Annotated in this window: 27 protein-coding genes and 1 rRNA gene (1 of these 28 only partly in view); 17 read left to right on the forward strand and 11 right to left on the reverse strand. The window is 38.2% G+C overall.

Annotation, left to right across the window (positions count from 1 at the left end; genetic code table 11):
* Positions 1 to 66: 66 nt before the first annotated feature.
* From CEQ83_RS01890 to CEQ83_RS01905, 4 genes are all read right to left on the reverse strand, one after another.
* The gene (locus tag CEQ83_RS01890) at positions 67 to 183 is read right to left on the reverse strand and encodes a YfhE family protein (protein ID WP_013055148.1); all 117 of its coding nucleotides are present in this window, start codon (positions 181 to 183) and stop codon (positions 67 to 69) included.
* Between the two features lie 101 nt (positions 184 to 284).
* The gene (locus CEQ83_RS01895; RefSeq protein ID WP_013055149.1) at positions 285 to 845 is read right to left on the reverse strand and encodes a GNAT family N-acetyltransferase; all 561 of its coding nucleotides are present in this window, start codon (positions 843 to 845) and stop codon (positions 285 to 287) included.
* A gap of 255 nt (positions 846 to 1,100) precedes the next feature.
* Positions 1,101 to 2,228 (reverse strand): amidohydrolase, encoded by a 1,128-nt coding sequence (locus CEQ83_RS01900; RefSeq protein ID WP_033580772.1) that lies wholly within the window; start codon positions 2,226 to 2,228, stop codon positions 1,101 to 1,103.
* Between the two features lie 60 nt (positions 2,229 to 2,288).
* Positions 2,289 to 3,191: a TIGR01777 family oxidoreductase gene (locus CEQ83_RS01905; RefSeq protein WP_098999468.1), complete on the reverse strand. Its 903-nt coding sequence runs from the start codon at positions 3,189 to 3,191 to the stop codon at positions 2,289 to 2,291.
* A 97-nt stretch (positions 3,192 to 3,288) separates the two neighbouring features.
* Between CEQ83_RS01905 and recX the strand changes: the two genes are divergently transcribed.
* The gene (recX, locus tag CEQ83_RS01910) at positions 3,289 to 4,098 is read left to right on the forward strand and encodes a recombination regulator RecX (RefSeq protein WP_098999469.1); all 810 of its coding nucleotides are present in this window, start codon (positions 3,289 to 3,291) and stop codon (positions 4,096 to 4,098) included.
* A gap of 108 nt (positions 4,099 to 4,206) precedes the next feature.
* Here recX and CEQ83_RS01915 read toward each other — a convergent pair whose 3' ends face one another.
* A complete protein-coding gene (locus CEQ83_RS01915) occupies positions 4,207 to 4,860 on the reverse strand; it encodes an SDR family NAD(P)-dependent oxidoreductase (RefSeq protein ID WP_028412435.1) in 654 nt (217 codons plus the stop codon).
* An 82-nt stretch (positions 4,861 to 4,942) separates the two neighbouring features.
* Here CEQ83_RS01915 and CEQ83_RS01920 point away from each other — a divergent pair, with 82 nt between their 5' ends.
* Entirely contained in the window at positions 4,943 to 5,257 is a 315-nt protein-coding gene (locus CEQ83_RS01920; RefSeq protein ID WP_028412434.1) for a YfhH family protein, read from the forward strand.
* Between the two features lie 84 nt (positions 5,258 to 5,341).
* Here CEQ83_RS01920 and CEQ83_RS01925 read toward each other — a convergent pair whose 3' ends face one another.
* Entirely contained in the window at positions 5,342 to 5,497 is a 156-nt protein-coding gene (locus CEQ83_RS01925) for a small, acid-soluble spore protein K (protein WP_028412433.1), read from the reverse strand.
* A 135-nt stretch (positions 5,498 to 5,632) separates the two neighbouring features.
* Between CEQ83_RS01925 and CEQ83_RS01930 the strand changes: the two genes are divergently transcribed.
* Positions 5,633 to 5,902 (forward strand): YfhJ family protein, encoded by a 270-nt coding sequence (locus CEQ83_RS01930; RefSeq protein ID WP_028412432.1) that lies wholly within the window; start codon positions 5,633 to 5,635, stop codon positions 5,900 to 5,902.
* A 63-nt stretch (positions 5,903 to 5,965) separates the two neighbouring features.
* On the opposite strand, the gene CEQ83_RS01935 is transcribed toward CEQ83_RS01930, so the two are convergent.
* Entirely contained in the window at positions 5,966 to 6,946 is a 981-nt protein-coding gene (locus tag CEQ83_RS01935; RefSeq protein WP_074682687.1) for a metal-dependent hydrolase, read from the reverse strand.
* Between the two features lie 242 nt (positions 6,947 to 7,188).
* Between CEQ83_RS01935 and mutY the strand changes: the two genes are divergently transcribed.
* The gene (gene mutY / locus CEQ83_RS01940; protein WP_028412430.1) at positions 7,189 to 8,283 is read left to right on the forward strand and encodes an A/G-specific adenine glycosylase; all 1,095 of its coding nucleotides are present in this window, start codon (positions 7,189 to 7,191) and stop codon (positions 8,281 to 8,283) included.
* Positions 8,284 to 8,317: 34 nt separating this feature from the next.
* Here the strand turns inward: mutY and CEQ83_RS01945 are convergent, their stop codons facing one another.
* On the reverse strand, positions 8,318 to 8,542 hold the full coding sequence (locus CEQ83_RS01945) for a hypothetical protein (RefSeq protein WP_014461827.1): 225 nt from the start codon (positions 8,540 to 8,542) through the stop codon (positions 8,318 to 8,320).
* A 116-nt stretch (positions 8,543 to 8,658) separates the two neighbouring features.
* Here CEQ83_RS01945 and fabL point away from each other — a divergent pair, with 116 nt between their 5' ends.
* From fabL to CEQ83_RS01970, 5 genes are all read left to right on the forward strand, one after another.
* On the forward strand, positions 8,659 to 9,408 hold the full coding sequence (fabL, locus tag CEQ83_RS01950) for an enoyl-[acyl-carrier-protein] reductase FabL (protein WP_028412429.1): 750 nt from the start codon (positions 8,659 to 8,661) through the stop codon (positions 9,406 to 9,408).
* Between the two features lie 97 nt (positions 9,409 to 9,505).
* Positions 9,506 to 9,799: a gamma-type small acid-soluble spore protein gene (locus tag CEQ83_RS01955; protein ID WP_028412428.1), complete on the forward strand. Its 294-nt coding sequence runs from the start codon at positions 9,506 to 9,508 to the stop codon at positions 9,797 to 9,799.
* 189 nt (positions 9,800 to 9,988) lie between these two features.
* Positions 9,989 to 10,249 (forward strand): YgaB family protein, encoded by a 261-nt coding sequence (locus CEQ83_RS01960; RefSeq protein ID WP_014461824.1) that lies wholly within the window; start codon positions 9,989 to 9,991, stop codon positions 10,247 to 10,249.
* A gap of 195 nt (positions 10,250 to 10,444) precedes the next feature.
* Entirely contained in the window at positions 10,445 to 10,981 is a 537-nt protein-coding gene (gene ntdP, locus CEQ83_RS01965) for a nucleoside tri-diphosphate phosphatase (RefSeq protein WP_013055163.1), read from the forward strand.
* A gap of 169 nt (positions 10,982 to 11,150) precedes the next feature.
* On the forward strand, positions 11,151 to 12,902 hold the full coding sequence (locus CEQ83_RS01970; RefSeq protein WP_013081549.1) for an ABC transporter ATP-binding protein: 1,752 nt from the start codon (positions 11,151 to 11,153) through the stop codon (positions 12,900 to 12,902).
* A gap of 35 nt (positions 12,903 to 12,937) precedes the next feature.
* Here CEQ83_RS01970 and CEQ83_RS01975 read toward each other — a convergent pair whose 3' ends face one another.
* Together CEQ83_RS01975 and CEQ83_RS01980 are read right to left on the reverse strand one after the other, a co-directional pair.
* Positions 12,938 to 14,026 (reverse strand): FUSC family protein, encoded by a 1,089-nt coding sequence (locus tag CEQ83_RS01975; protein ID WP_028412427.1) that lies wholly within the window; start codon positions 14,024 to 14,026, stop codon positions 12,938 to 12,940.
* A gap of 327 nt (positions 14,027 to 14,353) precedes the next feature.
* Entirely contained in the window at positions 14,354 to 15,652 is a 1,299-nt protein-coding gene (locus tag CEQ83_RS01980) for a glutamate-1-semialdehyde 2,1-aminomutase (RefSeq protein WP_028412426.1), read from the reverse strand.
* 202 nt (positions 15,653 to 15,854) lie between these two features.
* Here CEQ83_RS01980 and CEQ83_RS01985 point away from each other — a divergent pair, with 202 nt between their 5' ends.
* The 6 genes from CEQ83_RS01985 (at position 15,855) to perR (ending at position 20,161) form a co-directional block, all read left to right on the forward strand.
* Positions 15,855 to 16,868, forward strand: a complete 1,014-nt coding sequence (locus tag CEQ83_RS01985) for an ABC transporter ATP-binding protein (RefSeq protein WP_028412425.1) — start codon at positions 15,855 to 15,857, stop codon at positions 16,866 to 16,868.
* Positions 16,861 to 17,652 carry an ABC transporter permease gene (locus CEQ83_RS01990; protein WP_013055168.1) on the forward strand — a complete coding sequence of 264 codons (792 nt, stop codon included), beginning with the start codon at positions 16,861 to 16,863 and terminating at the stop codon, positions 17,650 to 17,652. The genes CEQ83_RS01985 and CEQ83_RS01990 overlap by 8 nt, the downstream gene beginning before the upstream one ends.
* A 9-nt stretch (positions 17,653 to 17,661) precedes the next feature.
* Positions 17,662 to 18,447, forward strand: a complete 786-nt coding sequence (locus CEQ83_RS01995; protein ID WP_013055169.1) for an ABC transporter permease — start codon at positions 17,662 to 17,664, stop codon at positions 18,445 to 18,447.
* A 92-nt stretch (positions 18,448 to 18,539) separates the two neighbouring features.
* Entirely contained in the window at positions 18,540 to 18,932 is a 393-nt protein-coding gene (locus CEQ83_RS02000; RefSeq protein WP_013081554.1) for an ion channel, read from the forward strand.
* A gap of 69 nt (positions 18,933 to 19,001) precedes the next feature.
* Positions 19,002 to 19,472: a thioredoxin-dependent thiol peroxidase gene (gene bcp, locus CEQ83_RS02005; RefSeq protein ID WP_028412424.1), complete on the forward strand. Its 471-nt coding sequence runs from the start codon at positions 19,002 to 19,004 to the stop codon at positions 19,470 to 19,472.
* Positions 19,473 to 19,726: 254 nt separating this feature from the next.
* A complete protein-coding gene (gene perR / locus CEQ83_RS02010; RefSeq protein ID WP_013055172.1) occupies positions 19,727 to 20,161 on the forward strand; it encodes a peroxide-responsive transcriptional repressor PerR in 435 nt (144 codons plus the stop codon).
* A gap of 22 nt (positions 20,162 to 20,183) precedes the next feature.
* On the opposite strand, the gene CEQ83_RS02015 is transcribed toward perR, so the two are convergent.
* On the reverse strand, positions 20,184 to 20,543 hold the full coding sequence (locus tag CEQ83_RS02015) for a YgzB family protein (protein WP_014461817.1): 360 nt from the start codon (positions 20,541 to 20,543) through the stop codon (positions 20,184 to 20,186).
* 222 nt (positions 20,544 to 20,765) lie between these two features.
* On the opposite strand from CEQ83_RS02015, the gene CEQ83_RS02020 reads away from it, so the two are divergent.
* Both CEQ83_RS02020 and CEQ83_RS02025 read left to right on the forward strand, forming a co-directional pair.
* Entirely contained in the window at positions 20,766 to 21,632 is an 867-nt protein-coding gene (locus CEQ83_RS02020; RefSeq protein WP_013055174.1) for a nucleotidyltransferase-like protein, read from the forward strand.
* A gap of 343 nt (positions 21,633 to 21,975) precedes the next feature.
* Positions 21,976 to 22,566 (forward strand): 16S ribosomal RNA (locus CEQ83_RS02025); it runs 961 nt beyond the window's last position.

Raw genomic sequence — 22,566 nt, forward strand, 5'->3', positions numbered from 1 at the left:
CCGATACACAGTGTACAGAAAGGACGTTGGGATGATCAAGCGTTGGATAGAGATGTTTTGCCTCACTTATTTTTTCGTGTAGCCGCCTGCACGGTCTGCTTTTTTAAACTCGCGGCCGTAATAGATTTCTTGAGCGCTACTTAACGTATTTTTTGCGTTTTCTTTTCGTTTTTTTTCAGACATAAAAAAACCTCCAATTAACGTTTTTCGATCATGCTACTTATTTTTTCCAGAATCTCTCGTTTTTAATCATAAAAAAAGCTCCCCGTGTAACGGAGAGACTCTTACGCTTCTTTAAGCTGGTGATCTTCTTGAACGTCTTGTTCGTGACGCAGGTAGTATAATGTATACAAGTCTTTTGGAATTTCGTATAAATCATATACGTCTTCATGTTGATTAATTTCATCGTATAAAGCTTTGTGTGTTTCATTCGCAAGTACTGCATAAGGCAGTTTTTCGGCAGCCTTAATAGACCTGATGTTGATTTTGCGGATTCGCATAAAAATTCGCTCTATATTTAACTCAAAGAACAGTTCATTAAAGAACGCTTCTTTTGCAATTTGATTATATCCTTTTCCATGAAACGGTTTGCCAAGCCAAGTGCCTAAAAAACCAGCTTGATCCTGTACATCAAATAAATTAATGGTGCCGATAGGGTTACCCCATTCATCTAAAATCGTGCGAGAAATAATTTCTCCATGATCTTCTGCTTCCATCGTTTGTTTAGTCACAAATAAAAATTCTTCATAGGAATGGGCTTTATGACGAACAAAAGGGAAGACATCAGGATGTACCATGAGTTCGTATAGAGATTGACAGTCATTTAGGTCACGTTTTTTTAACATAACTTTTCCCTCCTGATCGAGGGTATATACAGACTCCAATCAAGTCCCCACCCTCGAAATTTTTTAATAATTAAAAAAATTTCGGGGTGGGAATCGAACCCACTAGAACCAGTTACCTGGTGGCGCACCATTTGCCTTCCCATTACAAGTCAACAAACATAAAAAGTCAACGTGTGATGTTTATGCTTTTGTGAAATTCACATGCTTCTAAACGTATCATACTAAAAAAAATAAAAAAAGAAAATAGGTAAAATGTTAATTTTTTTTAAATAATATTTTACCATCTATCATGGTGAAAATAGGCTTTGCTAAGTAGTGAAAGGGATGATGGCTCCATAGCACTAAATCAGCGTCTTTTCCTGCTTCGATACTGCCGATTCGATGATCAATACGGAGATTCCGAGCAGCAGTAATCGTGATGCCTTCTAATGCTTTTTGCTCTTCGAGTCCTTCACGTACGGCAATGGATGCGCAAATATTTAAATACTGAATAGGCGTATAAGGATGGTCCGTTGTAATGGAAACTTCTACTCCTTCATTGCAAAGAGCTTGATAGGTTTTCCACGTTTTATTCTTAAGTTCAACCTTTGAGCGGCGTGTTAAAGTTGGACCTACGCTCACTTTTAAATTTCTTCCACCCAGCTCTTTAGCAATTAAATGGCCTTCTGTACAGTGCTCAATACGGACGTCTAAATGAAATTCATCTGCTAAGCGAAGAGCTGATAGAATATCATCGGCTCTATGAGCATGAATCCGAACTGGAATTTCTCTATTCAGTGCTTGAGTGAGAGGTTTGATGCGCAAATCATCTTTGTTGTCACTGCTTGCTGCGTGATAAAAGGCTTCTCGCAGCATCCCCATAATACCCATTCGCGTAATCGATTCTTTATTGCCGTGGCTGTGAATTCGTTTTGGATTTTCTCCTAGCGCAATCTTAAGTCCAGCTGTCTCTTGAATTAACATTTGAGAAATGCTTGTTCCAGCTGTTTTAATAACGGAAGTTGTGCCTCCAATCACATTTGCACTTCCTGGCATAATGTGTACAGACGTAATACCCGCTTCAATGGCATCTTTAAACCCAGGATCTAAAGGATGTACACTGTCAAAAGCTCGGATATGTGGAGTCATAGGTTCAATGGTTTCGTTAGCATCATTCCCGGCCCAGCCGGTTCCTTCATCATATAATCCTAGATGTGTATGAACATCAATAAATCCAGGGAATAAATAACGCTGTTTGCAGTCAATGACTTCTACTCGAAGAGGTGGCTGCAAGTTTGGCCCAATTAAAACAATTTTTCCATCTTGAATGAGCACATCACTATTATAAATAGGTTTTGACGTAATAGGATAGAGCGTTGCATTTTTTAAGAGAATGGTTTTCATAAAGTTACTCCTATCTATCGGCAGCTTAGTCACCTGTTTTAGGGAAATAACAGAAAATAACTAGAGTAAATCTCGCAATGCATCTTCTAATACAGTATATGTAAAAATGTAATTCTGTTGAATCAATTTTTCAGGTAAAACGCGCTGTCCCTTTAAAATAATCATACTCATTTCTCCCATCAGCAGCTGAAGGCCAAAGCTAGGTACGGGCATCCAATGAGGACGATTCAACACTTTTCCAATCGTCTTTCCAAACTCTTTCATTTGAACGGGATTTGGGGCAGTGACGTTAACAGCTCCCTCTATTTGTTCGGTATGAATACAGTAATCAATGATCTTCACGACGTCTTGAAGATGCACCCAAGACATCCACTGTTCTCCGGAACCGACTGTTCCTCCTGCAAATAATTTATAAGGAAGGGCCGTAGAAGGAAGTGCTCCGCCATCTTTCCCTAATATAACGCCGAATCTTGTTAAGACAGTACGAATATTGAGTTCCATGGCTTTTAGCGCTTCATTTTCCCACTTTTTTACCGTTTCAGCCAAAAAGTCTGTCCCGATCGATGGAGAAGCTTCTGTGAACGTTTCTTTCGTTGATGTCCCGTAATAACCAACGGCGCTTGCATTTACATAAAGTGACGGTTTTTCGGGTAAAGAAGCCATAATGCGAAGAATTTCTTGAGTAGAAGAAAGGCGACTTTCCACGATGGCTTTTTTGCGTTCGTCCGTCCAGCGGCCACTGTTAAGTGAAACGCCAGCTAAATTGATAAAAACGTCTGCTCCTTCTACATGCTCTTCAGGTTGGCTGTTTTCTTGCATCCACTCTACATATTGAAGTTTCGGATCTCTTGCAGCTTTATCTGCATTGCGTGTTAAAATATATACATAGTGTTTTTGTGTTAAAAAATGTTTTGTTAAAGCTTTACCTACGAATCCAGTTCCTCCAGCAATAACAATTTTCATACGAACTTCCTCCTTTATTGAGATAAATAAAAATGTGTATGATACGTTTGGCGGTTCTTCAGCCATCAATTTAATAAGAAATATGAGGTGAAGGTTAATGCCTGTTGTCACAAAGATCACAACGCAAAAGAATAGCGGTGAACGTTATAATGTGTATTTAGATTATGGTAAAGGTGAAGAGTTTGGCTTTGGTGTTGACGAAAATGTCCTCATCAAATATGACTTAAAAAAAGGTCGTGAGCTTGATGAATTTGAATTAACGGAAATTCAGTACGCAGATGATGAGAAAAAAGCTTATAATTTAGCGATCATTTACTTATCTTATCGAATGCGCTCTGAAAAAGAGGTACACGATTATTTAAAGAAAAAAGAAATTAACTCTACTATTATTCAACAAGTTATTCAGAAACTAGTCAGCCACCGTTATTTAAATGATGAAGAGTTTGCCAAAGCATTTGTGTTAACTCAGATGAACACAACACCAAAAGGACCAAATGTGATTCAAAGAGAATTAAAAGAAAAGGGGATTTCTGATTCCATTATTACCCTTAGTTTATGTGAATACCCTGAAGAACAGCAAATTCAAACTGCTGTAAAATTAATTGAAAAGTTAAAAGGGAAATATAAAAAATTATCTCAAGTAATGATGAAACAAAAAATGGAACAAGCATTGGCAGTGAAGGGCTATTCGTTTTCTGTTATTCAAGAAGCATTTCAGCGAACGGATACAGAAAAAGAAAGCGATGAGGTTTGGGAAGCTCTGCAATATCAAGGAATGAAAGCTCATCGTCGTTTTTCAAAGTATGAAGGCTGGGAATATCAGCAAAAAATGAAGCAGGCTCTTTATAGAAAAGGATTCTCCATTGAACAAATTCAATCATTTCTAGATTCTATTGAAGAGGAATAGAGCGGGGAAAAAAGTATGTTAGTTGAAGGAAGATCCGAACGATGAATCGAGATTCTTGATAGAGAATCCAACTCGTTCGGATTTTTTTATTGTGATGCTTCAATCTTTTTAAAACAAAATATCTTCTGAATCATTCTGCTGTTTATAAATAATCTCAGCGATTTCTGAAGCTGAGCGCAAGCGGCTTTTATCTTTAATGTGGTTGTTGTGATCCCAAAAAGGAGTATTCATGCCTCCCATATAAGCTGCCGTCACATGAAGGTTGGTATCTTGGTACTCCACTTTTAAACTTTCTGTAAATCCCCTTACGCCAAATTTACTTGCCACATAGACGCTTTCATTGGCTTTCCCTCGAAGTCCTGCAGTTGAAATGATATTCATAACTTTAGGTTCAGGTCTCGTCAAGAGATGAGGCATAAGCGCTTGTGTTAAAAAAATAGTTCCTTTTACATTTGTATCGATGACTTCATCGATTGCTTGTTTTGTATAATCTGTCAAAGGACCAAAATGTCCAATGCCTGCGTTGTTGATAAGGATATCTACTGAATGCTGCATCAGCAGTTTTTCTACAGATTTTCCTACTTCTTCATACTGTGTAATATCTACAGACATCGTATATACGTTTTCTCCTAGCTCATGCTGGGCCTCAGTTAATTTCTGTTGATTGCGTCCAGCTAGAATGACGTTGCAGTCTTTTGCGTAAAGTTTTGCGAGTTCTTTTCCAAGACCCGTCGCACCGCCTGTGATTAGCACTGTTTTCATTCCCAAAACTCCCTTTTCATAGTCTCCCTTTAGTTATACCTTTTGTTATAATAAAATGAAAGCAAACAAGGGGGAAAGCAGCATGTCTGAAAAACGTTACAGTGATATGACGACGTATGAACTTCAACAAGAAATTGGGTCTCTTCAAGAAAAAGCACGAAAAGCTGAACAGCTTGGCATGGTCAATGAGTATGCAGTATTAGAAAGAAAAGTAACAATGGCTAGATCGTACTTATTGGATCCTGAAACGTTTCAAGCAGGGGAAGTATATGAAATTCAAGGAGATCCGGGTTCATATTTTAAAATTGATTATATGAACGGAGTTTTTGCATGGGGGTTTAGACTTGGCTCACCGCAAAACGAAGAGGCATTGCCTATTTCCATGTTGAAAAAATAAAGGGACGAACAAGCAGCACGAAGTGTGCTGCTTGTTTGATATCTATATTCGCTTTACTTTTAAACAAATAAGCAAAGCAAGCGGTTATTCTTCGCGCTCATTAGAAGCATGCATACGTTCTTGCGGATGCGTATTGATCGTTCCATTTGCACGTTTTGAAGCGTATTCTGCTTTTGCTCGAGGTTCGCCTTCAAACTTAGTATGATGTTGGTTTGTAAAATCTTTTGCTTTATTGCGCATCGATACCTCTCCTTTTACAACAGAAAGCGTTGCGGTTATGATATAGTACATGAGGGAGTGAATAACTCCGCATTTATAGTGTAAGTTAAAAGTGCAAACATACTCATAAAGAATTTTGGTAATCGAGGTGTTCTTATGAACGATATATTCGAAAGATTAACGAATCAGCTATTAAGCAAAAATAGTTCGCTTTCATACGCTCAAGCCCGTACATGGGTCGAACTTTTCTGGGAAGATTTTGAGTCATCTTACGCAAAAGCAGGATATGATTATAAAGGGAAAGAAGCGACGGAAAAGGTTGTTACGATGTACATCAACAGCTACGGTGACAAACTTCATGAAATCGCGGTTAAAAACCCTAAATATCAGCATTTATTAAATAACGATGACTATTTAAAACATTAAATAAAAACGAACCGTCTTCTCAAGACGGTTCGTTTTTGGGTTTCATATTTGTTCTTGTTATGATTAGTGCGGGAGGTAATCAAGCTTTTTACGCAATTTTTTCTCACTGAAAATCCAACCAGTGTACGAACAAATAATATTTAAATCGTAATCAAGCTGGACCACGGCTACAAATGGATAGTAGTCTTTGCTGCGGTAGCGTAAATCAATAAAACGCACTTCAATGTGGTCGTTATATTCGTCCAGTTCCCATCTATAAATAGGTGAAAAGGAAAGAAAAGCAGATAAATTTTCATCTTTTTTCGCTACTTCAATTACGGCCGATTCAGGAATTGGAACTTTATCAAACGTATCATAAATAAAAATTTCTTCTCCGATTGCTCTTCCTACATGAAAGTACTTTTCGGTCGTCACGGCTAAGTGCCAGTGAGTGAAACGCAGCGTAGGAGAGATATTGAGCTTGATAACATCAGGAAACTGTTTTCGAAGCTTCTTGGCGATTTGGTGGCGCATATAAAAGCGCAGTCCATAGTAAAACGCCAATAACACATATAGCGTAATGAATGTTGGTCCTGGCTCTGCTCCAATAAACCAGATTAAAATTGCGAGCACGTGGGCTGAGAAAATCACGTAATCAAACGTGTTGATTACGCCAAGCGCAATCCATTTATTTGTGAAAGGCCGTAAAGCCTGCGTGCCATAAGCGTTAAAGATATCAACAAAAACGTGAATAATGACGCCTGCAAAGGTCCACATCCATAGGTGCAGCAAGTTAGCTCCTGGCAGCAGAAGCGAAAGAATGAGCACGATAAGCAAAGGCCATAAAATAACAGCCGGGATAGAATGTGTAATTCCACGGTGATTGCGGATATACTGTGCATTGTTTCGCAGCTTTAAAACAGTGTCTAAATCAGGTGCTAATGACCCGGCCATTACGCCAATCATCACAGCATCCATTGTGGCTGTATTCGCAGATACAGTGGGGTCTAATGTTGCAAGGCCGCCCAGAGCGATTCCCATTGCAATGTGTGTACCAGTATCCAGAGCGAACTCCTCCTTTGTAAGATGATGACGATCTTAGATTATTCTAATTCAGCATGAGAGCTTGATTTAAAGCAAAAAATCTCATTTTATTATTAACGCAGCAAATCGGCTGTTTTTATTCATTATTTGAACAATTCATTTTACTATTCATATTTGTAGTTGTTATAAGGTTATCATAAAGTTACTAAGATTCAAAAAGCAACACATTGTATATGTATAGTTAATACCTCGGAGGCTATGACGTGAAACAAAGTAAAGATATTGTACAAAATTTTGATATTCAAGCATTTCAAAATGACTTAATCTCTTGGTTTGAGCAGGAACAGCGCATTTTACCTTGGCGTCAAGATCAGGACCCTTATAAGGTGTGGGTATCTGAAATTATGCTTCAACAAACGAGAGTAGATACGGTCATTCCTTATTTTAATAATTTTATTAGCAAATTTCCCACTATCAAAGACTTAGCTTATGCGAATGAAGATGATGTGTTAAAAGCGTGGGAAGGATTAGGCTATTATTCCCGTGCCCGTAATTTGCAAACTGCGGTTCGAGAAGTTCACGAACAATACGGGGGAGAAGTTCCAAATACGCCAGCAGAAATCTCCAAACTAAAAGGAGTGGGTCCTTATACAACAGGGGCCATTTTAAGTATTGCATACGGAGTGCCGCAGCCTGCTGTAGATGGAAATGTCATGCGTGTGCTATCGCGCATTTTATCCGTTTGGGATGATATTGCAAAACCGAAAACAAGAAAGTTGTTTGAAGAAATCGTGCATGAAATTATTTCAACAGATAACCCTTCCTATTTCAATCAAGGTATGATGGAACTTGGTGCCATTGTCTGTACACCAACTTCTCCTTCCTGTTTGTTATGTCCAGTTCGCGAACACTGCCGCGCTTTTGAAGAAGGAGTGCAGAATGAGCTTCCCGTTAAATCAAAGAAAAAAGCGCCGCGTGCTCTTCAGCTTGCTGCAGCGGTGATTAAAGACGGTGAAGGAAATTATCTAATTCATAAGCGTCCAAGCAAAGGACTTTTAGCTAATCTATGGGAATTTCCAAATATAGAAGTAGATCTTAGTATAGCGCCAGATCATCAGCAGCTTCAGGCGTTTATTCAAAATGAGTACGGAGCTGATATTAAAATCCATGCGCCTTTTACCACAATTCAGCACGTGTTTTCTCATATCGTCTGGAACATCACAGTATATGAAGCAGAGCTTGCAAGTGATATCAGTGCATTAAAAAATTTGAAAGTAGTTTCTGAAAAAGACTTAGAACAATATGCATTTCCGGTTTCCCATCAAAAAATCTTAAAAGAATATTTGCTTGTTAAATAAAAGAAGCGTGGATAAACTCCGCGCTTCTTTTTATTTAATCATATGATACGTGCGTGCCGTGTGTATAATCTGCTTCGTGGCGCTGTAACCCGCCTCGTGCTTCAATTTCTTTAATAATTTGCTGATGAATACTTTGTCCTTCAGCATTTAAATACGGCGTCATTTGCTGTAAAGAGTGATGGAAAAACGCAAGCTCGCTGTCTTTCCACTCGCTTTTAGAAATCATTGAAAGAGCCGTCATGTCTCTACCTACATACATTCTATTCACCTCGTTCATTTTATCAAGTTTTATCTATTTTCCCTATATTACTTGTTTCTTATGCGATAAAATCAGTACAATGTAAAGATAATATGATACATAAGGGAGATGACATCATGTCACAAAAGGTAGCACTAGTTACGGGAAGCAGCAGAGGTATTGGTAAAGAGATTGCTTTACGTCTTGCTAAAGAAGGATACGATATTGTATTAAACTATGCACGAAGCAAAAGTGCAGCGCAGGAAGTAGCGGAAGAAATTAAAGCATTAGGCAGAGAAGCATTAGTTGTTAAAGCAAACGTAGGAAAAGTAGAGAAAATTAAAGAAATGTTTGAGCAAATTGATGACGCATTCGGTCGCTTAGACGTATTTGTAAGTAATGCAGCTTCAGGAGTTTTACGTCCTATTATGGAATTAGAAGAAACTCACTGGAATTGGACAATGGACATCAATAGCAAAGGATATTTATTCTGTGCACAAGAAGCGGCTAAACGTATGGAAAAAGTAGGCGGAGGAAAGATTGTTACCATCAGTTCGCTCGGTTCTATTCGCTATTTGGAAAATTATACAACAGTAGGCGTGTCAAAAGCTGCTGTAGAAGCATTGACCCGCTATTTAGCAGTGGAGCTTGCTCCAAAAAATATTGTGGTAAATGCTGTATCTGGAGGTGCTGTGGATACAGAAGCATTAAAGCACTTCCCAAATCGTGATGAACTGTTAGATGATGCGCGCAAACATACTCCAGCTGGTCGTATGGTGGAGCCAAAAGACATGGTAGATGCAGTGATGTTCTTAGTCTCCGATCAAGCAAATATGATTTGCGGTCAAACGCTTATTATTGACGGAGGGCGTTCACTTTTAATGTAAGGTAAATGTATTTTGTGCTTGCGCCTTAAAATACTGAAAAAAGTTTGCATACCCTATTTACCTCCCGGGCATATTAATTTTCGTGGAGGTGATTACAATGGCAAAACAAACTAACAAAACAGCATCTGGTACAAGCACACAACACGTGAAAAACCAAAATGCTCAAGCATCTAAAAACAACTTCGGTACTGAATTTGGTAGCGAAACAAATGTACAAGAAGTGAAGCAACAAAATGCACAAGCAGCGGCAAACAAAAGCCAAAATGCTCAAGCATCTAAAAACAACTTCGGTACTGAATTTGCTAGCGAAACAAGTGCTCAAGAAGTGAGACAACAAAACGCACAAGCTGAAGCAAAGAAAAACCAAAACGCTGGTAAATACCAAGGTTAATATCAAAAGCGAACTTAACGTCTTTCAAACGGCGATGTTAAGTTCGCTTTTTCTTATATAAAAAGCAACAAAGTATGACAAAACTTCTTGAAACTTTACACAACTCGTCAAAGGAATCTGTCTCACCTAAACAGAATGTTAACAGAAGTGCCGCGTGTATGGTTAAAGCAAATAGGGAGGAGCTATCGTATGAAAAAATTTGATCAGCTAGTGACTCAACAATTGGAGACCATGGATCAACTTCTGTTTTTGCAGTCTGAGATTGAGCGCTGTCAGGAAATCGAAGGTGAACTAGTAAAACTTCATGAAGAAGCAAAACTTCATTCTGTGCAAGATGAAATTAGTGAAATGAAGCTAAAATTAAAAGAGATTCAATTGACGTTTGAAGCACAAACCGAAGACATTATTCGTACATATAAAAGTGAAGGGGCTTGCTCTACACTTGCTTAATGAACATTGATGTGTCACTTCCTCTCTTTTTTAAGGCTGCTAAGCAAAGGAAAAGTAGGGGGAGTGACTTTTTTGAACTCAAGAAGGTTAGCACATTTGTGTTAAAATGAGAGAGAAACCGTTATAATAAACATAAGACAAATGGAGACGTTATATGAATTTTTTTAAGTGCTAAAATGAAAGTAGGTATTGGAGATGGGAATTCCGGTGGAAGGAGAAACAATTCAAATACACAGCTACAAGCATAATGGACATATTCATCGCGTGTGGGATCGGACAACCGTATTAAAAGCAACCAATAACTTAGTGATTGGAGGAAATGATCGTACAGTCGTTACAGAATCAGATGGACGAACATGGGTCACAAGAGAGCCGGCAATTTGTTATTTTCATGCTCAGCAGTGGTTTAACGTCATTGGGATGATCCGTGAAGATGGAATTTATTATTACTGCAATATCAGTTCGCCGTTCATTTATGATGACAATGAAGCGCTCAAATATATTGATTATGATTTAGATATTAAAGTCTATCCAGATATGACATACACCCTTCTTGATGAAGATGAATATGAGAAGCATCGAAAAGAAATGAATTATCCAGAAGTGATTGACCGTATTTTACATAATCACGTCGAGGAGTTAAAAGGTTGGATTCGACAGCGAAAAGGCCCGTTTGCTCCAGATTTCATTGACATTTGGTATGAACGTTTTTTAACATATCGGCATTCTTGATGAATGAGCTAGAGAACATTATGTTAGGCCGTCTAAAGCTGACTGTTTGATATAATGTTCTTTTTGGCGTTATGGTCGCCATCTTTTAGAAGAGATAAAAGCACTAAAAAATCGACGCGTGTACATATACTAAGAAAGCTTGCCCTCATAGATAGAAAGGGGAGATTTTATGGGAAGTATAAGACGCTACATGAAGTTTGTACAGCCATACAAATGGCAAATTGTCGGCACTGTCTTAATTGGTATTATTAAATTTGCTATTCCTTTATTAATTCCGCTGCTTTTGAAATATGTTTTGGACGATATCGTAAATGGACATGGCATGTCTTCCTCTGAAAAAGTTCATAAAATGGTGACGATTATGGGGATTTCGTTTGTTATATTTTTAGTGTTAAGACCTCCCATTGAATATTACAGGCAGTATTATGCTCAGTGGGTATCGAGCAAAGTATTATATGATATTCGGGATCAGCTGTTTAGCCATATTCAAAAGCTTAGCTTGCGTTACTATGCAAACACGCGAGCGGGTGAAGTGATTTCACGAGTCATTAATGATGTAGAGCAAACAAAAAACTTTGTTATCACAGGCTTAATGAACGTATGGCTTGATATGATGACGATTGTAATAGCCATTGTGATTATGTTTACGATGAATGTACCTTTAACACTGGTATCGATTATTTTGCTGCCGGTTTATGCGTTCTCTGTAAAATATTTTTACAGTCGTCTGCGCCATTTAACGCGAGTCCGTTCGCAGGCTTTAGCGGAAGTACAGGGTCACTTGCATGAAAGGGTTCAAGGAATCTCTGTTATTCGCAGCTTTGCTATTGAGCCTCATGAGCAGAAACAATTTGATAAGCAAAATTCAAATTTTCTACAAAAAGCAATCAATCATACGAATTGGAATGCCAAAACATTTGCAGTAGTGAACACCATTACCGATTTGGCACCTTTAATCGTGATTACATTTGCTGGATATCAAGTCATCACAGAAAGTCTTAGCGTAGGAACGATGGTAGCATTTGTGGCCTATATTGACCGCTTGTATAATCCGCTTCGCCGCTTGGTCAATTCATCGACTACGCTCACGCAGTCTGTTGCATCTATGGACCGGGTGTTTGAGTTCATTGATGAAGAATACGATATTACAGACAAGAAAGATGCAAAAGAATGTACTGAGCTTCATGGAAAGGTGCAGTTTGAGCACGTTTCATTTGCTTATGAAGAAGAAGAAAAACCTGTGATTCATGATATTAATTTAGATGTAGAAAAAGGAAAATCCGTTGCGTTTGTTGGAATGAGCGGAGGAGGGAAATCCACGCTTATCAGCTTAATTCCGCGCTTTTATGATGTGACAGAGGGGAAAATTCTCATTGATGACATTGATATCAAAACCTATAAAGTACGCAGCCTGCGAGATAAGATTGGAATCGTCCTGCAGGATACGGTGTTGTTTAGTGACACGGTTAAAAACAATATACTGCTTGGAAAGCCAGGAGCGACAGATGAAGAAGTAATTGCTGCGGCAAAAGCCGCAAATGCCCACGATTTTATTATGAATTTGCCCGAAGGATATGATACAAAAGTGGGAGAGCGGGGAATGAAGCTATCAGGGGGACAAAAGCAGCGTATTTCCATTTCGCGCGTATTTTTAAAAAATCCAGCTATTCTTATTTTTGATGAAGCCACTTCAGCTCTAGATTTGGAAAGTGAGCACTATATTCAAGAAGCATTAGCTGAACTAGCAAAAGACCGTACGACTTTCATTGTAGCCCACCGTTTATCTACAATTACTCATGTTGATGAAATTGTACTTTTAGAAAATGGAAGAGTAGTCGAACGAGGTTCTCATGAGGAGTTAATTAAGAAAAAAGGTCATTACTATCAGCTCTTTAACGTTCAGCAGCTTGATACAATTTAAAAACACCACCTATTGTCTAACAATAGGTGGTGTTTTTAATCTTCTTGTCGCTGATGATTAATATCAAATGAGTTATCATCTTTGTGATAGTTTTGGAACGTATCAATCAGCTTATCAAGATGCTCTAACTCTTCACTATACTCAATGATGACGGAAATTAAAGGGAAGATATGATAAATAATCTTATTCTCTTCATCATTATCGTATATTTTGTACTGCATAAATTTATCGATTAAAGCTCGTTTTCCAACGCAGGCTTCGTTTGGTACAGTAGTGGTTGGCTGTACGCGTAATTTCCCAATGAATTTTAATAATACTTGCTCATGATACATTAACAGGCACTCAACTTCAGATTTGATTAAATCTTGAAATTGCTGCGGCATGACTTGAAGGTCATTTTCCACTCGATGAAGTAGTTTCAGGGTTGTAAGAGCGCGTGTTGTAACGGTAATCATTTGACGAAATAAAACGAGCTTGCGTGACTTAACAAAACGTTTTTTGGTTGAATAAGTGCGTTCTTCTTTGTAAAAATCGAAAAGTTGATTCATTTTAGCCACATTGTCTTTCATTTTTTCAATGTCTTCTTTTAACAATGTGTGCTCAGATGCGTGATAAAGATTCATGCGAATCCATTTAATAATTTCTTCCGTTGTGCTTACAATTTTATAATACAGCTTTGTTTCATACTTTGGCGGAATAAAAATAAGATTGACAATAAATGCTGAGAATACCCCAAGTAACACTGTACCAAAGCGTATAAGCGCATATTCAACGAAATTATCTCCTGGATTTTCCATGATTGCAATTACTGTCACAAGCGCAAGCCCAATTGTATTATTAATACGTAATTTTAAGTTGACTGCGATGACAACAACAGCGGTAAAACCAATAATGATGGGGTGGGTACCAAAAATAAGTCCAAAACAAACTGCAGAAGCAGCTCCAATCACATTCGCCTGTATTTGCTCCAATATTGTTAAATAAGATCTGTAAATAGACGGTTGAATTGCAAAAACTGCCGCAATTGCCGCAAATATTGGAGATGGTAAACTTAGAAATTCACCTAATAACAATGAAAGTGTAATGGCAATTCCCGTTTTTAAGATGCGGGCACCAAGTTTCATGTGCGTTCGTAGTTCCTTTCTGTAAAAAAGTTTTTTCGTTATGAAGAATGTTCCCCAAAACAAATGATAAATTGCAAAAATCAATCCTTCTTTATTACATAACCTGTTGGAAATAATATAAACAATAACATACTATACAAGGTTTAAGAATGGATATCAAGAGAAAACAAGCAGAAAAATAAGGGTATTTCTCGGGATTTTTCGACAGGATGACAAAAAGGAGATGACGCGTAAGAAATGGTTATGAAAGGTGGGAATGTTCTATAAGGAAACCCAAAGGCAAGATAAAAAAGCACTCATTTTCAAACGAGTGCTTTAGAGTAAAAATTAGCGTTCTTCACTTAACTGTTTAAATGCTTTTTCTACAGCTTCTAAAGTGTCGGTAATATCTTTTTCTGTATGAGCTGTAGTAAGGAACCATGCTTCATATTTCGAAGGAGCTAAGTTGACGCCTTGGTGGAGCATTAGTTTAAAGAAGCGTGCGAATAATTCGCCGTCTGTATTTTCTGCTTGTTCATAGTTTTTAACCGTTTCTGTTGTAAAGTAGAGAGTAAGAGCGCCTTTTAATCGATTGATCGTAATAGGCATGTTATATGTACGAGCATGTTTTAAAATACCTTCTTCGAGCATCGCCCCTAGCTTATCTAGCTGTTCATAAACACCTTCTTGCTTTAGTACTTCCAGGCAAGCAATCCCAGAAAGAATAGACGCTGGGTTTCCTGCCATTGTACCTGCTTGATAAGCCGGTCCAAGCGGCGCCACTTTTTCCATGATTTCTTTTTTACCGCCGTAGGCTCCGATTGGAAGACCTCCGCCGATGATTTTTCCAAATGCAGTCAGATCAGGTTTTACACCAAGTAAATCTTGAGCTCCGCCGTACATAAAGCGAAATGCTGTAATCACTTCATCATAAATAACAAGTGCTCCAGCTTCGTGAGTTAATTCGTTAACTTGTTCTAAAAAGCCAGGTTCTGGCTCAACAATTCCGAAGTTTCCAACGATTGGTTCTACTAAAACAGCTGCAATTTGATCGCCCCATTTTTCTAATGCTTCCTTGTAAGGCTCAATATCGTTAAAAGGAACTGTGATGACTTCATTAGCGATACTTTTTGGTACACCTGCAGAGTCAGGAGTTCCGAGCGTAGAAGGGCCAGATCCAGCTGCTACCAATACAAGGTCGGAATGGCCGTGATAGCAACCTGCAAATTTAATGATTTTATCGCGTCCAGTATAAGCGCGTGCTACACGGATTGTTGTCATAACTGCTTCTGTTCCAGAGTTGACGAAGCGCACTTTATCTAATGCGGGCATCGCTTCTTTGAGCATTTTAGCAAATGTGACTTCATGAGCAGTTGGCGTACCGTAAAGAACACCAGTTTCAGCTGCTTTTGTAATAGCTTTCGTGATATGAGGATGAGCGTGTCCTGTAATAATAGGGCCGTAAGCTGCTAAATAGTCAATATATTTATTTCCATCGACGTCCCAGAAATAAGCTCCGCTTGCCTTTTCCATTGCAACAGGCGCTCCGCCTCCTACGGCTTTATATGAACGTGAAGGGCTGTTAACGCCGCCTACAATATGTTCGAGCGCTTCAGCGTGTAATTGTTCTGATTTTGTAAATTGCATGTTATGCCTCCTAATGAAAAGTTCAACTTCTTTATTCTATCAAACTTATTTGTTTCTTGAAAAACATTCGAGAACGTGTATGATAGAAATTTGTGAGCTAACTGCTAGAAAATAGTTCCTCATCTCGCAGAGGAGTTGCTAGCAAGGGCGCCGGAAACAATAAAAGAAACCACTAATACGTCGACGTAACGGAGGGAATACAATGAAAAATGCTATTGAGGTGAATCAACTTCGGAAAGAATTTAAAGCCTATTCTAGCCGCTCTGGCCTTAAAGGGGCATTCCGGGACTTATTTACCCGTAATTATAGAGTTATGAAAGCTGTGAACGATATTTCGTTTACCGTAAAACAAGGGGAAATGGTAGGTTATATAGGAGAAAACGGAGCGGGGAAATCGACCACAATCAAAATGCTGACAGGAATCTTAACTCCTACTTCAGGGGAGATTACCGTAAATGGAATGAATCCTCATAAAGAAAGGGAGAAGTTTGCCCAAACGATTGGAGTTGTTTTTGGTCAACGCTCTCAGCTGTGGTGGGATATTGCCGTACAAGAATCTTTTCGCTTGTTAAAAAAAGTATACAAAGTGTCAGATGAAGATTATAACGCTCATATGGAACATGTTATTCAAACGTTAGATATTGGACCGCTGCTAGATAAGCCGGTGCGAAAGCTTTCTCTAGGTCAAAGAATGCGCTGTGAGCTGGCTGCTGCTCTTATTCATAATCCGCCGCTTCTATTTTTAGATGAACCGACGATCGGTTTAGATGTGCTGGTTAAATTAAAAATCCGCCAATTTTTAAAAGAAATTAATGAAAAATATAATACGACGATTTTGCTTACGACACATGATTTAGCAGATATTGAAGCTTTATGTGAACGCGTTGTAATGCTCGATGAAGGCAGTATTATTTATGACGGATCACTGCAAAAGCTGCGTTCGAATTGGGGAGACCTTAAACAAGTCACGTTTGAATTTGGAACCGCGCCAAATAAAGAGCAGTTGAAGCTATTGACGCAAGGGATGCCTGTTAACTGGATTGAAGGTGATCAAAAATATTTGTGGACAGCGCAGCTTCAAAATAAAGGAGACTTACTGTCACAGCTGATTGCTAAAGTGGTGGCAAAGCACGAAATCAGTGATATTAACATTGAAGAAATTTCAACGGAAGAAATCATCCGCAACATTTATGAAGAAGGTGTTGTGAATGGATAAATATATAGAGATGATACGCATTCGCTTTTTAATGATGCTGGCGTATCGGACGAATTATTACAGCGGAATATTGATTTATGCGATTAATATTGGTGCTTACTACTTTTTATGGTCCGCTATTTATGGAGGAAAAGAGAATATTCAAGGGTTATCCATTACCCAAATGACAACGTATGTAGCCGTTTCATGGATGGCAAGAGCCTTTTATTTTAATAACATTGACCGTGAAATGGCAATGGAAATTAAAGATGGCAAGGTGGCAGTAGAGTTAATTAAGCCTTATAGCTACCTTGGTATGAAAACAATGCAAGGACTGGGAGAAGGGATTTTTCGGCTGCTGTTTTTCTCAGTGCCCGGTATGATTATTGTCGCGTTTTTATTTCCAGTACAGTTCTCAGCCAATGCCGCAACATGGCTTTATTTTGGACTGTCTTTAATTTTTAGTTTCATTATTAATACACAAATTAATTTATTGACGGGTATTACTACTTTCTTTCTCTTTAACAATGACGGACTCATTCGAGCGAAGCGCGTTGTTATTGATTTGTTTTCAGGACTTCTTCTGCCCATCAGTTTCTATCCTTTATGGGCGCAACATATTATGAGCTATTTCCCTTTTCAGGCCATTAGTTATATTCCGAGCATGATTTTCACAAATGGATTTAAAGGGCAGGAAGTAATAAATGCTCTTATTACACAAGCAGTTTGGTCAGGGCTTCTATTTATTCCTATTGCGTGTTTGTGGAACATAGCGAAGAAAAAAATGGTTATTCAAGGAGGGTAGTCTATGAAAATGTTTTATTTTTCGATTTTCTTTCAGTACATTAGTCAATATATGAAAACAAGGCTTCAGTATCGCACCGATATGGTAGTTGAAATCATTTCAGACTTATTGTTTCAAACAGTTAATTTGATTTTTATTTTAGTTGTATTTGGACATACTCAGTCGCTGCACGGATGGTCACGAGAGGAAATTATCTTTATTTATGGTTTCTTTTTGGTCCCTTTTGCTATTTTTTCGTCTTTCTTTAACATTTGGGATTTCAACGAGCGCTACATTGTTAAAGGTGAAATGGACCGAATTTTAACGCGGCCGATTCACAGTTTGTTTCAAGTTATTTTAGAGCGGATGGAACTGGAATCATTGTTTGGTGGTATCACAGGGATTGCCGTAATGGCTTATGCTGCGTCTTCTTTACATCTTCATTTCCAGTGGTATGATGTTTTTATTTTTCTATTGTTTATTTTAGGAGGAGCGCTTGTATACGCAGGAATTTTCATCGCCTTAGCAAGCATAGGCTTCTGGTCGGATGCCAGAACCTCTATTATGCCTACTATTTATAATATTGGAAACTACGGAAGGTATCCTGTAGATATTTATAACAATGTCATCCGATATGTTTTAACGTGGATTCTTCCTTTTGCATTTGTAGGCGTATATCCAGCTGCTTATTTCTTAGGAAGGTCAGAATGGTACGGATATGCATTTTTAACCCCGGTGATGGGAATCGTCTTTTTTGTAATCTCTATTTTCTTATGGAATACAGGTGTCAAAAAATACAGAGGAGCAGGCAATTAAATGCCTGCTCTTTTTCGTGGCTTCTGAGTAGTAATGAATGGACAAGGATGCGCGTATAGTGGTAGTAGAGTATAAATTAAAGGAGTAGAATGATGGTTATTTTTCTAATCCTCGTTATCATTGTTTTTGTAATTGGTAGTATGAAGTTTCTTTTTGAAAAAGAACTTGGAGAATTTCATTTTTTCTCAATTGGTCATTTCTTTGTCTTGTTTTATTCATATATCACAGTTTTATTGGGGTTTAGCCTTATTTATACAGTGTGTGAGATGGGAAGTATTCCAGTGTTAAGCGGAGGGTTTGAACATGAAGGTCATTACTTTTATACGCTGTTTAACAGCATGTATTTCAGCGCAGCGACGTTATTTTCAGTAGGATACGGAGATATGTATCCGGTTGGAATTGGGAAATTATTTGCAACTTTTGAAGCGTTTATCGGCTACATTATGCCTGCAATCTTTGTGATGCGAACTGTTACCCGCACTTAAACTTGTCATCTTATCTAATATTGGGTACGCTATTCAAAGAAAATGAAAAGCGTAAAGGAGCAGATAAATATGACAGCTGTAGTTGGAGAAAAAGCACCCGATTTTGTATTAATGTCTACAAATGGAGAGCAAGTATCACTCGCTTCGATGAAAGGAAAAAACGTTGTGCTGTATTTTTATCCGAAAGATATGACGCCAGGCTGTACAACGGAAGCTTGTGATTTCAGAGATCAGCATGAAAATTTTGAAGAGCTAGATGCGGTGATTTTAGGAGTGAGCCCGGATCCAATCGACAAACACCATAAGTTTATTGATAAGCACGGTCTCCCATTCTTGCTTTTAGCTGACGAAGATCACAGCGTAGCTGAAGAATATGGAGTATGGAAACTGAAAAAAAACTTTGGAAAAGAATATATGGGCATTGAACGCTCCACTTTTATCATTGATAAAGAAGGAACGCTCGTAAAAGAGTATCGCAAGGTTCGAGTAAAAGGGCATGTGGAAGAAGCTTTATCATTTATTAAAGAAAAAATGGCATAAAAACAGGCAGATAACTAGAGCAGTTTTAGTCTTTGAACATACAATATCAGTGTAGGGCATACCTCCTCAGATGTTAATATATTTAAAAGTGTGGATTGATTTCCACACTTCTTTTTTTGCATAACATATATGAATAATTTCTACTTATTACATAAAATAGGAATAGGCATCAAGTTGACAAAACGTGGGTAAAACATGTAGACTAATTATAAGAATTATAAAGTAATAATACTTATAGAAGAGGGGTGCATGACGTGTCAAATCATTTACAAGAAGCCCTTGAAACGTTAAAAGGTACTGGCGTTCGTATTACACCACAACGTCATGCTATTTTAGAGTATTTAATCAATTCTATGACACACCCAACAGCAGATGATATTTATAAAGCGCTGGAAGGTAAGTTTCCAAATATGAGTGTAGCAACCGTTTACAATAATTTAAGAGTATTTCGCGAAGTAGGTATTGTAAAGGAACTAACATACGGTGATGCATCAAGCCGGTTTGATTATGTTACAACAGAGCATTACCATGTGATTTGCGAAAGCTGCGGAAAAATTGTGGATTTTCATTATCCTGGTTTAGACGAAGTAGAAAAGCTGGCTGCTCATATTACTGACTTTGATATTAGTCACCACCGAATGGAAATTTACGGAACGTGTCCTGATTGTACGGCTAAAAAAGCGCATTAATAAGCTGATAGTAGTGATACTATCAGCTTTCTTTTTGTTTTTTTCTATTATACTTTTCATCGAATTGTTTTCCTTCAAGAGACCGGTCAAGCGTAAGCGGCTCGTTGCAATACATACACATATCTACGCGCCCTAGCATTTTGGTTTGCTTTTGACATGTAGGGCAGGTTACTTGAACTGCTTTTGTAGAAAGCATGCCAATCCAGAAATAAACGCCGGTACTAGCTACGATGCACAGTAAACCTAAAAGCATAAAAATAGTCATTAGCCAGACTGAAGACCGAAAGAAAATTCCCCCATACATAACAATGAAACCAACAAAGATCAGGCTGAGTGCAAACGTGCGAATCTTGTTAATTTTATTTGAATACTTTATCCCCATCAGTATCCCCCCTGTTACCAATATATCATAGAGTGAGACAGTGAATGGTAATAAAAATTGAATCTTCGGAAAATTATCCGTAGTTTTTGAGCTTTCTGAATGATTTCCATAATTCTGAGTGGGATATCCGTTATACATCGTATATAATAAAAAAAGAAATCTTAGTCCATAGCCTTTAAAATTTTGAAAAATATTTGTCTATTACAGTTAGGAGAGCTCAAAATGGAAGATGTTTTACGGCCAATATATCAAGAAAGAGCTAGCAATAAAGACACACTCGGTATTTTACTGATTGAAAAAAAGAAATCAGAATCTCCAGTGACGGATAATTTGGATGCTATCTTATTTATTGTGACCAAAACCACAGAAACTTCTCTTTTTATTAAACAATACGAATATGAAAATGAGCGTGCTGCACTTTATATGGCTTCTGAACAGCAAATGAGTGAATGGATTATGAATGGGACGAACCGCCGTATTATTGATTGGATCTTAAATGGTAAAGTGCTATTTGATCGAAACGAATATATGGAAAACTTAAAGAAACGCTTAATTGATTTCCCTAGAGAAGATCGGACAAAGAGAATAGGTGTCGAGTTTGCTAAGTTGATTCGCCGATTTAAAGAAGGAAAAGACTTTTATGCGTCTAATCATTATTTAGATGCATTCAATCATGTCATTCATGCTCTTCATCATTTAGCACGACTGTCTGTGTTGGAAAATGGATTTCACCCAGAAGTGACAGTGTGGAACCAAGTGAAAAAAATAGAACCTGAAATTCATCGTCTTTACGAAGAGCTAATTATTAGCCAAGAAGAGGTTAGCAAGCGTTTGGAGCTGCTTTTCTTAGCAAGTGAATTTCTAGTCAATAAAAAAACTGAATTGGGTGCGAAGCATCTTGTTCATATTATGAAAAGTGAAAAGCAGGAATGGACGTTTAATGAACTTGTTCACCATCCCGAAATACGCCCTTATGCTATTGACTTAGGAATACTCCTTGAGTTTTTAATTGAAAAAGATATCATTATGGTAAAAAAAGTAGAAACCAAAGGAAAGAGTTTGTACCATAGACACTATGTGGCGAAATGATAGAGAGAGAAAGGGTATCTGATACGGTATGGTTATGACGTATAGATGCCCTGACACATGATTTTATAGTCTGGATAAAAGGTTTTTCTAAAAAAACACGATTTATTTTAAAAAATCTATTGACGCTTTAAAATATCCGTGGTAAATTTATATACGTCGCTGATGAGCGATACTAAATTTATCAAAAACTTGAAAAAACTTCTTAAAAAAGTTGTTGACAAGAAAGAGATAAACTGGTAAGATTAAAAAGTCGCTTAAGAGCGGCGCTTGAACTTTGAAAACTGAACAAAGCGACAAACGTCAACGTTAATTTTTATTTTTTAAAATGAGCAAGTCAAACATTTCTTCGGAGAGTTTGATCCTGGCTCAGGATGAACGCTGGCGGCGTGCCTAATACATGCAAGTCGAGCGAACTGATTAGAAGCTTGCTTCTATGACGTTAGCGGCGGACGGGTGAGTAACACGTGGGCAACCTGCCTGTAAGACTGGGATAACTTCGGGAAACCGAAGCTAATACCGGATAGGATCTTCTCCTTCATGGGAGATGATTGAAAGATGGTTTCGGCTATCACTTACAGATGGGCCCGCGGTGCATTAGCTAGTTGGTGAGGTAACGGCTCACCAAGGCAACGATGCATAGCCGACCTGAGAGGGTGATCGGCCACACTGGGACTGAGACACGGCCCAGACTCCTACGGGAGGCAGCAGTAGGGAATCTTCCGCAATGGACGAAAGTCTGACGGAGCAACGCCGCGTGAGTGATGAAGGCTTTCGGGTCGTAAAACTCTGTTGTTAGGGAAGAACAAGTACGAGAGTAACTGCTCGTACCTTGACGGTACCTAACCAGAAAGCCACGGCTAACTACGTGCCAGCAGCCGCGGTAATACGTAGGTGGCAAGCGTTATCCGGAATTATTGGGCGTAAAGCGCGCGCA

Source organism: Priestia megaterium (genome assembly GCF_009497655.1).
In the GTDB taxonomy this organism is placed as follows: Bacteria; Bacillota; Bacilli; order Bacillales; family Bacillaceae_H; genus Priestia; species Priestia zanthoxyli.